Origin of the sequence: Saccharothrix hoggarensis (genome assembly GCF_042678885.1) — a bacterium.
GTDB classification, from domain to species: Bacteria; Actinomycetota; Actinomycetes; order Mycobacteriales; family Pseudonocardiaceae; genus Actinosynnema; species Actinosynnema hoggarensis.
Genome location: NZ_JBHTLK010000258.1, coordinates 1 through 9,274, shown reverse-complemented (window position 1 = coordinate 9,274; position 9,274 = coordinate 1). Strand labels below are relative to the sequence as shown.

Genomic DNA, 9,274 nt, shown 5'->3' with positions numbered 1-9,274 from the left:
CCGTCGGGTCGACCAGCAGCATCACGACCAGCGCCGCCACGCCGACCAGGCCCGCGCCCAACGCCCAGCACGCCGTGATCGCGGCGCCGTGCCAGCCGGGCGCTACCAGCGGGCCGAGCGGACCGCCCAACGCGACCACCACCGCCGTGCCCAGGCCCGCCACGACGTGCAGCACCCGCAACGACGGCGTGTCCGGGTCCGTCGCCACGTGCGCGCCCGGCAGCCCGGACCGCACGCCCTCGGCCGCCGGCACCTCCTTGCGCTCGATCCGCCAGTCCACACTGGACATCCGGTGCAGCACGAGCACGGCCAGCGCGATCGGCGCCAGGCCCACCACGGCCCGCACCCACGGCGTCGTGCTCAGCCACGTCGGACCCCACAGGCACGTCGCGCCGGGCGCGAGGCACTGCGCGGCCACCAGGTCGAGGCTGATCACCTCCAGCTGGGCGACCAGCAGCACGGTCAGCAGCAGCGCCGCCAGCCGCAGCAGCGCGCGGAGCCCGATGCCCAGCAGGTGCGCGGGCAGCGACCCGGCCGGCGCGGGCGGCAGCATCCAGTGCGCCACGTTCGCCAGCGAGAACGGGAACAGCAGCGCCCACGTCGCCTTGGCCCAGCCGCCGGACGTCATCCGACCCCACACGTAGCCCTCGACGACCCGCGTCACCGGGCGGCCACCGGCCTGGAGCACCGGGCCGGGCGCGGGTCTGCGCAGCCGGTCGGCCGGGCGCACGACGCGGCCCAGCCCGTCGCCCGCCACGTCGACCGCCGCCACCGCGTCCACCAGTGAGTGCGGCGTGGTGCCCTGGACGCCGTGCACCCGCAGCTCGACCACCCGTGTGTCGGGGCCGGGAATCAGCACAAGTCCTCCCCGCGAACATCACCTCAGCCTCGCCATAGTGGTCCATCGTTGCGCTGTTGACGTCAACCTCGGAAACCCGGCGTGGCGGGGCGGTAGGGTCGGTTGAACCCGAGATGGAGGAACCCGCGATGACCGCCGAGAGGCTCCAGACCCGCAACGGCATCGACTTCGCCGTGGCGGACCTCTCCCTGGCCGAGTTCGGCCGCAAGGAGATCCGGCTGGCCGAGCACGAGATGCCCGGCCTGATGGCGTTGCGCCGCGAGTACTCGGAGGTCTACCCGCTCAAGGGTGCGCGGATCTCCGGCTCGCTGCACATGACCGTGCAGACGGCCGTGCTGATCGAGACCCTGGTCGCCCTGGGCGCCGAGGTGCGCTGGGCGTCCTGCAACATCTTCTCCACCCAGGACCACGCCGCCGCCGCGGTCGTCGTCGGCCCCCACGGCACCCCGGAGGAGCCGAAGGGCGTCCCGGTGTTCGCCTGGAAGGGCGAGACGCTGGAGGAGTACTGGTGGACCGCCGAGTCCATGCTGACCTGGCCGGACGGTGGCGGCCCCAACATGATCCTGGACGACGGCGGCGACGCGACGCTGCTGGTCCACAAGGGCGTGCAGTACGAGAAGGCCGGCGTCGTCCCGCAGCCCGAGGCGGACGACCCGGAGGAGTGGGCGCTCATCCTCGAGACGCTCCGCAAGTCCATCGCCGCGGACAACGGCAAGTGGACCAAGATCGCCGAGGGCATCCGCGGCGTCACCGAGGAGACCACCACCGGCGTCATGCGGCTGTACCAGCTGGCCGCCGCCGGCGAGCTGCTGTTCCCCGCGATCAACGTCAACGACGCCGTCACCAAGTCGAAGTTCGACAACCGGTACGGCATCCGCCACTCGCTGATCGACGGCATCAACCGCGGCACCGACGTGCTCATGGGCGGCAAGGTGGCCGTGATCTGCGGTTACGGTGACGTCGGCAAGGGCGCGGCCGAGTCGCTGCGCGGCCAGGGCGCCCGCATCATCGTGACCGAGATCGACCCGATCTGCGCCCTGCAGGCGGCGATGGACGGCTACGAGGTGCAGACCCTCGAAGACGTGATCGGCCGCGCCGACATCGTGATCACCACGACCGGCAACAAGGACGTCGTGCGCGTCGAGCACATGGCCGCCATGAAGCACCAGGCGATCGTGGGCAACATCGGCCACTTCGACAACGAGATCGACATGGCCGGCCTCACCCGCTACCCCGGCATCCGGCGGATCAACATCAAGCCGCAGGTCGACGAGTGGGTGTTCCCGGACGGCCACTCGATCCTGGTGCTGTCCGAGGGCCGCCTGCTCAACCTCGGCAACGCCACCGGCCACCCCAGCTTCGTGATGTCGAACTCCTTCTCCAACCAGGTGATCGCCCAGGTCGAGCTGTTCACCAAGTACCAGGAGTACGACAAGGAGGTGTACCGCCTGCCGAAGGTGCTGGACGAGAAGGTCGCCCGCATCCACCTGGAGGCGCTGGGCGGGAAGCTCACCAAGCTGACCAAGGACCAGGCGGAGTACATCGACGTGGACGTCGAGGGCCCGTACAAGCCGGAGCACTACAGGTATTGATTTGCCCCGCCTTCGGCGGGGCGGCGAGTTCGCCTGGAAGTCGGCAGTTCAAGGCGGTGTTGATTGCCGCTGCTCCGCAGGCGGCGGCGAGTTCGCTCTGAAGTCGGCAGTTCGAGGCCGATCCCGCGACGATCGAAAAGCGTGATCGTCGCGGGATGGGCCTCGACCTACCGACGCGAACTCGCGTGGTGGTCGCCTTTGGGCGTCACGAAGTGCCCTCCGGAGTGGTGGTCGCCTTGTGGGTGGTGGGGTCAGGTCCACTCGACGCTGATGCCCGCGGTGCCGGGGCCCACGTCCTCGAAGTAGGCGCTGGCGAAGCCGCCCAGGCCGCACACCAGCTCCTCCAGGTCCACCGGTGGCATGTCGGGGTCGATGCGGAGCTGCTTGGTGCACCGGGCCGGCAGGGCGCGGCGGTTGAAGGCCAGTTGCAGCAGGTACCCGCGGCACGGTTCGCGGAACGTCCGGCCGTGGCCCGGTGTCGGCCCGCCGGTGTCGTCCACCACGGTGAAGCTGAACACGTGCTCCTCGCCCTCGGCGAGCCTGCGGTCGAACAGCAGCTCGAACGCCAGCCCGCGGGTGGCCGGCTGCCGGCGCAGGCGTCCCAGCCGGCAGCCCTCGCCGGGCCGCACGAGCGCGTTGTCGATCAGGCACCCCTCGTCGCCCTGGTGCACGGCCAGGTACCGGTCCGGCCCGGCCTTCGCCGCGCGCACCACCAGCCGCGTGCTGATCGACCGCTGCTCCCGCTCCGGGCCGATGTGGACGGTGTCGTGCACCGACAGCACCTCGATGTCGACGTTCGCGCCGACGTCCGTCACGACCTCGAAGTCGCTCTGCACGGGCGCGGCGGGCGCCCACCCGGCCGGTCGCACGGGGCGCTGCTGGGGGCGGTTGCCGACGAGCGACACGAGCGAGTCCGGCGGCAGGCGCAGCACCGTTTCCAGCGCCCGCACGGTCGCGATGGCGCGGGGCACCTCGGGGTGGCGCAGGCCGCGCTGCCAGTAGCTCAACGTGGACTGCCCGACCTGCACGCCTTGCTGCTCCAGGTGGGCCCGCAGCCGGGCGAGGGACAGGCCGCGGTGCGCGATGGCGTCGTGGAGGGCCCGGTGGAACGGTCCGTAGCGGAGGGTTTCGGCCAGTCCGCCGGGCAGTCCGCCGGGCGGGTGGTTCCCCGGCTCGTCCACCGGTCTGGCGTGCCCGGAATCCGCGGTCACCGCGGCACCACCCTTTCGCGCAACCGGAAATGGGGTTCACCGTAGTCACTCGATCTGGTGACGCAAAGGATCTCTTATCACCCGAGTGGGCGATGTGATGCGGCCGATCGTGAGCGGACGGTGCCCCTTAGGGTGTTCGTGTGGGAAAACTCGTCGTGATCGAAGGCCTGGACGGCGCCGGGAAGCGCACCCTGGCCAAGGCGTTGACCGACGCGCTGGGTGTGCGCGGCGCGAAGGTCGCCACCAGCGCGTTCCCCCGGTACGACGAGGACGTGCACGCCGACCTGGTGCGTGACGCGCTGCACGGCAGGCTCGGCGACCTGACCGACTCGGTGTACGGCATGTCCGTCCTCTACGCGCTGGACCGGCGCGGCGCGGCCGACCGAATCCGCGCCGACCTCGACCAGTACGACGTGGTGCTGCTCGACCGGTACATCGCGTCCAACGCCGCCTACGGCGCGGCCCGGCTGGGCCAGTCCGCCGACGGCGAGTTCGTGGCCTGGCTGCGGGCGCTGGAGGTGGACCGCTTCGGCCTGCCGCTCCCGGACCTGCACCTGCTGCTGCGCGTGCCGGCGGGGGTCGCGGCGGACCGCGCGGCGCACCGCGAGGCCGAGGAGGCGCGGGGTCGCGACCTCTACGAGTCGGACGGTGGCCTGCAAGCGCGCTGCGCCGCCGTGTACGACGAGCTGGCCGCCTCCGCGTGGCTCTCGCCGTGGGAGGTGCTCGACGGGACGGGCGACCTCCGGGTCGAGTCGCTACTCGACCGATGGTTCACCCGTTAGGGTGGTTAAGTAACAAAACGTGACCACTTCGGCGATGAGTCGCTGACGATTCCCGTTCAGCGAGACGAGGTGGGCTCGTGGATCGGCGACAGAGACTGGCTACGGAGTGGACGCGTCCGGCGACCAGCAGCGATGACCGCTGGGCGGTGCGTGGACTTCCGACCACTAGTGGGACGATGTTGGGTATGAAGGCACGCGTGCTCGTCGTGGACGACGACCCCGCTCTGGCGGAGATGCTGACCATCGTGCTGCGGGGTGAGGGCTTCGACACCGCAGTGGTGGCCGACGGCGCACGCGCGCTGCCCGCGCTGCGCGAGCTGAAGCCCGACCTGGTCCTGCTGGACCTGATGCTCCCCGGCATGAACGGCATCGACGTCTGCAAGGCGATCCGGTCCGAGTCGGGCGTCCCGATCGTGATGCTCACCGCGAAGAGCGACACCGTCGACGTGGTGCTGGGCCTGGAGTCCGGCGCCGACGACTACGTGGTCAAGCCGTTCAAGCCGAAGGAGCTGGTGGCCCGCATCCGCGCCCGCCTCCGGCGCACCGAGGCGGAGCCGGCCGAGGTGCTGCAGATCGGCGACCTGACCATCGACGTGCCGGGGCACGAGGTGCTGCGCGAGGGCAAGCCGATCCAGCTCACGCCGCTGGAGTTCGACCTGCTCGTGGCGCTGGCCCGCAAGCCGCGCCAGGTGTTCACCCGCGAGGTGCTGCTCGAACAGGTGTGGGGCTACCGGCACGCCGCCGACACGCGCCTGGTGAACGTCCACGTGCAACGGCTGCGGTCCAAGGTGGAGCGCGACCCCGAGCACCCGGAGGTGGTGCTGACCGTCCGCGGAGTCGGGTACAAGGCCGGCCCGCCGTGATAGGTCGCCGCCCCGGACGACCTCGCGAGGTCGCGTCGGCCGTTCGCGACCCGTTCGCCGGCGATCACGCTCTTCGATCGCCGGGCGGGCAGGCGCGACCGGTGGACGCGGAGGTGACCGAGCCTCGCGACACCGGTGGCGGCGCGGTTCCACACCGGCTGGACGCCGGGGGCGGCGCGGTTCGACGCAAGCTGGACGTGGTGGCGCGCGAGGCCCGACGCCTCGTCGAGCGCTCCCGTCGCCGGGCGGTGGCCTTCGGCGAGCTGTGGCGGCGCTCGCTGCAACTCCGGGTCGTCGTCAGCACGCTGGCGCTGTCGTCCGCCGTGGTGTTCGTGCTGGGCATGGTGCTCCAGGTGCAGATCACCGGCCAGCTGCTGGAGACCAAGATCGAGGCGGCGCTGCGGCAGGCCGAGGCGAGCGCGGCCGCCATCCAGCCCGACCTGGCGGGCCTCAACCCCGGTCCGGACAGCGTCAAGGGCCGGTTCACCACCGCGCTGAACAAGATCAACACGTCGGGGGTCGACCTCGACCCCACCAGCTCCGGCGCGGGCGCGTTCGAACCGGTCCTCTACGACCCCGTCGGCACCGGCTCCGACGGCCTGCCGATCGCCGTGGGCGAGTACCAGGACGTGCCCGACGGGCTGTTCAAGATGCTCGAACGCGGCAGCACCGGCTACCAGATCACCACCGTCGAGCGGGAGACCGGGCCGACGACCCTGCTGGTCGTGGGCAAGCCGGTGAACAGCTCCGCCCGCGCCATGCACCTGTACCTGCTGTTCCCGCTGACCAGCGAGCAGGCCACCGCCGAGGTCGTGCAGAGCACCCTCGTCGTCGGAGGCCTGGCGCTGCTCCTGCTGCTGGCCGTGATCGCGAACCTGGTCACCAGGCAGGTCGTGCGGCCGGTGCGGCAGGCCGCCGAGATCGCCGAGCGGTTCGCCGACGGCAGCCTCGACGAGCGCATGCCCGTGGTCGGCGAGGACGACGTCGCGCGGCTCGCCGAGTCCTACAACGAGATGGCCGCGAGCATCCAGCGGCAGATCCACCAGCTGGAGGAGTTCGGCCAGCTCCAGCGCCGGTTCACCTCCGACGTGTCGCACGAGCTGCGCACCCCGCTGACCACCGTGCGGATGGCGGCGGACGTGCTGCACGCGTCGCGCGAGCAGTTCCCCGGCGGCCTCGCCCGCTCCACCGAGCTGCTGGTGGACGAGCTGGACCGGTTCGAGTCGCTGCTCGGCGACCTGCTGGAGATCAGCAGGCTCGACGCGGGCGTCGAGGAGCTGGCCGCCGAGCTGGTCGACATCCGGGTGCTGGCCCGCCGCGCCCACGACTCGGTGCGCGCCATCGCCAACAGCAGCGGCACCACGATCGTCCTCGACCTGCCGGACGAGGAGGTCACCGCCGAGCTGGACTCCCGCCGGGTCGAGCGCATCCTGCGCAACCTGCTGGCCAACGCCATCGACCACGGCGAGGGCCTGCCGGTCGAGCTGAAGCTCCGCGGCGACGGCGAGGCGATCGCCGTGACGGTCCGCGACCACGGCGTCGGCCTGCGCCCCGGCGAGGCCGAGCTGGTGTTCAACCGGTTCTGGCGCGCCGACCCGTCGCGCAACCGCCGCACCGGCGGCACCGGCCTCGGCCTGTCGATCAGCCTGGAGGACGCCCGGCTGCACGGGGGCTGGCTGGAGGCGTGGGGCGAACGCGGCCACGGCGCCGTGTTCCGGCTGACCCTGCCGTGCCGGCACGGGCACGAGCTGACGTACAGCCCGCTGCCGCTGGAGCCGCCCGACCTGCCCCCCGTCGTCGAGCCGGAGCCGGACGCGCCCGAGCCCGCGGACGAGGTCGAGCTGACGGAGGAGGAGATCACGTGGCAGCCCGCCCAGCCCGTCACCGGCGAGCGCGAGGAGGTCCGGTGAGGCTCCTGGCGGCGCTGCTGGCCGTGTTCGCGGTCGCCGGGTGCGCGGCGATCCCCACCCAGACGTCACCCGTCGCGGTGAACCCGTCCGTGGGCAACGCCTCCGAGGCCGCCGCGCCGAAGCCCGTCAAGGACATCGACCCGCTCACCCTGGTCCGCGAGTTCGTCAACGCCGCCGCCAACCCCGAGGGCGACTACGCGGCGGCGAAGGCGTACCTGACGGACGACGCCAAGCGGACGTGGGACACCAAGGGCACGCCGACGATCATCGAGTCGACGTTCAACACCGTCCCGACCCCCAGCCTGACCCCGGACGACAAGCAGCGCACGGTGCTCTTGCAGGGCAAGAACGTCGGCCGGCTCCAGCTGGAGGACAACGCGTTCATCCAGCAGGTCGGCAACCTCGACACCCCCGTCGGCATCGAGCGCGACGGCGAGGGCCAGTGGCGCATCGCCAAGCCGCCGGACGGCATCTACGTGCCGCTGACCGGGTTCCACCAGAACTACCGCCGCGTGACGTTGTTCTTCTACAACCCGGACTTCGGCGTGCTGGTGCCCGACCCGAGGTGGGTGGTGATCGCGCCGTCGACGTCGATCCCGACCCGGGTGACGAGCCTGCTGCTCAAGGGCCCCGCGGTGGGCATGCGGGGCGCGTTGGAGACGGCCATCCCGAACGGCGCCGCGCAGCGCAAGAACACGTCCGAGGCCGACGACGGCGCGCTGGAAGTCGACCTGACGAAAGTCGGGGACATCACGGTGCAGGTCGGCAAGCAGATCGTGGCCCAGGTGGTGAAGTCCCTGGCGGGCGTCACCAGCAGCCGCATCCGGGTGCTCGTCGAAGGCCAGCCGATCTCCGCCGAGCAGCGCGAGTGGCGGCCCGCCGACGTGCAGACCGGCGAGGGCCTGACCACGCCCAACGCGGACCTGAACGGCCTGCTGGTCGGCAGCGGCCGGGTCAAGCAAATCAACGGCGACCCGGTGCCCGGACCGGCCGGCGCGGGCGACTACCAGGTGGTCAGCGCCGCGCAGTCGATGGACGGCAGCGAGCTGGCCGTGGTGAGCCGGGCCGCGGAGAACTCCGTGCGGCTGCGCGTCGGGCCGCTGTCCGGGCCGCTCGCCGAGGTCGACCTGCCCGCCGCCACGATGACCAGGCCGACGTGGCTGCTCAGCGGGCGCCAGGGCGAGCCGAGCACCGAGGTGTGGACCGTCGTCGACGGGGCCAACGTGGTGCGCGTGATCAAGACCGACAGCGGGTGGACGGCGAACGCGGTCAACGCGTCCGAGCTGTCCGTGCTGGGTGGCGCGGTCAGCGAGCTGCGCCTGTCCCGCGACGGGACACGGGTGGCGGCGGTGGTGGGAGGCAAGCTCGTCGTGGCGGCCGTGGTGCGCGGGCAGGACTCGGCCGTGTCGCTGCGGTCGCCGCGCAACGTGCAGTCGTCCGCGCTCGGGACCAGCGCGTTGGCGGTGGACTGGCTGGCGCAGGACGTGGTGGTGGCGAGCACGACGCTGGCCGCGTGGCCCATCGTGAAGGTCAACATCGACGGGTTGCGGATCGAGCGCTACAACACGTCGAACCTGACCGTGCCGGTGAACTCGGTGACCGCCGCGCCCGGCCGGAACGTGCTGGCGGTGGACCAGAGCGGGCTGTGGAGCGCGAGCGACGTGGGCGACGTCTGGCGCGCGTCGCCGACCAAGGTGGAAGCGGGCACGCAGGCGTTCTACCCGGGCTGAGCCGGGTTCACCCGATCGTGCAAGCCGGTGACCTCCGCCGGAGGCCCCGGATTGTCGGGGGTCGCCGGCATCGTCGGGTCCGTGCTGATCAACCTGCTGTTCCCGCCCCGTTGTCCCGGCTGCGGCACGTGGGGCGCCCGCCTGTGCGGTCGCTGCCTCGCCGTGTTCGGCCCTCCGAGACGCGTGCCCGGTGTCGGGCCGCCCGTGTTCGCGCTGGCCGCCTACGGGGGCGCGGCGCGGGAGCTGGTGCTCGCGTTCAAGGAGCGCGGGCGGCGGGAGCTGGCGGCCGTCTTCGGGGCGCTGGTGGCCGCCGCGCTTCCCCGGCTG

Annotated in this window: 7 protein-coding genes and 1 pseudogene; 6 read left to right on the top strand and 2 right to left on the bottom strand. The window is 72.0% G+C overall.

Annotated elements, in window-relative coordinates; all coding sequences use genetic code 11:
• Nucleotides 1-859 (bottom strand): annotated as a pseudogene (locus ACFQ3T_RS31220) (hypothetical protein); the annotation flags it as partial.
• A gap of 128 nt (nucleotides 860-987) precedes the next feature.
• On the opposite strand from ACFQ3T_RS31220, the gene ahcY reads away from it, so the two are divergent.
• A complete protein-coding gene (gene ahcY / locus ACFQ3T_RS31215; protein WP_380728796.1) occupies nucleotides 988-2,451 on the top strand; it encodes an adenosylhomocysteinase in 1,464 nt (487 codons plus the stop codon).
• A gap of 251 nt (nucleotides 2,452-2,702) precedes the next feature.
• Here ahcY and ACFQ3T_RS31210 read toward each other — a convergent pair whose 3' ends face one another.
• Nucleotides 2,703-3,662 (bottom strand): hypothetical protein, encoded by a 960-nt coding sequence (locus tag ACFQ3T_RS31210; protein ID WP_380728794.1) that lies wholly within the window; start codon nucleotides 3,660-3,662, stop codon nucleotides 2,703-2,705.
• Nucleotides 3,663-3,802: 140 nt separating this feature from the next.
• On the opposite strand from ACFQ3T_RS31210, the gene ACFQ3T_RS31205 reads away from it, so the two are divergent.
• From ACFQ3T_RS31205 to ACFQ3T_RS31185, 5 genes are all read left to right on the top strand, one after another.
• A complete protein-coding gene (locus tag ACFQ3T_RS31205) occupies nucleotides 3,803-4,444 on the top strand; it encodes a dTMP kinase (RefSeq protein ID WP_380728792.1) in 642 nt (213 codons plus the stop codon).
• A gap of 185 nt (nucleotides 4,445-4,629) precedes the next feature.
• Nucleotides 4,630-5,307, top strand: coding sequence for an MtrAB system response regulator MtrA (gene mtrA / locus ACFQ3T_RS31200; RefSeq protein WP_015104936.1), 678 nt, complete (start codon nucleotides 4,630-4,632; stop codon nucleotides 5,305-5,307).
• A 200-nt stretch (nucleotides 5,308-5,507) separates the two neighbouring features.
• Nucleotides 5,508-7,217 (top strand): MtrAB system histidine kinase MtrB, encoded by a 1,710-nt coding sequence (gene mtrB, locus ACFQ3T_RS31195; protein ID WP_447009989.1) that lies wholly within the window; start codon nucleotides 5,508-5,510, stop codon nucleotides 7,215-7,217.
• Entirely contained in the window at nucleotides 7,214-8,947 is a 1,734-nt protein-coding gene (locus ACFQ3T_RS31190) for an LpqB family beta-propeller domain-containing protein (protein ID WP_380728790.1), read from the top strand. The genes mtrB and ACFQ3T_RS31190 overlap by 4 nt, the downstream gene beginning before the upstream one ends.
• A gap of 81 nt (nucleotides 8,948-9,028) precedes the next feature.
• Nucleotides 9,029-9,274 (top strand): ComF family protein (locus tag ACFQ3T_RS31185; RefSeq protein WP_380728788.1); only part of this gene is annotated, 246 nt, incomplete at its 3' end.

Excerpts from the sequence above, each read along its gene's own strand:
- ahcY (WP_380728796.1), top strand. The coding sequence starts at position 988 with ATGACCGCCGAGAGGCTCCAGACCCGCAACGGCATCGACTTCGCCGTG.
- mtrA (WP_015104936.1), top strand. The coding sequence starts at position 4,630 with ATGAAGGCACGCGTGCTCGTCGTGGACGACGACCCCGCTCTGGCGGAG.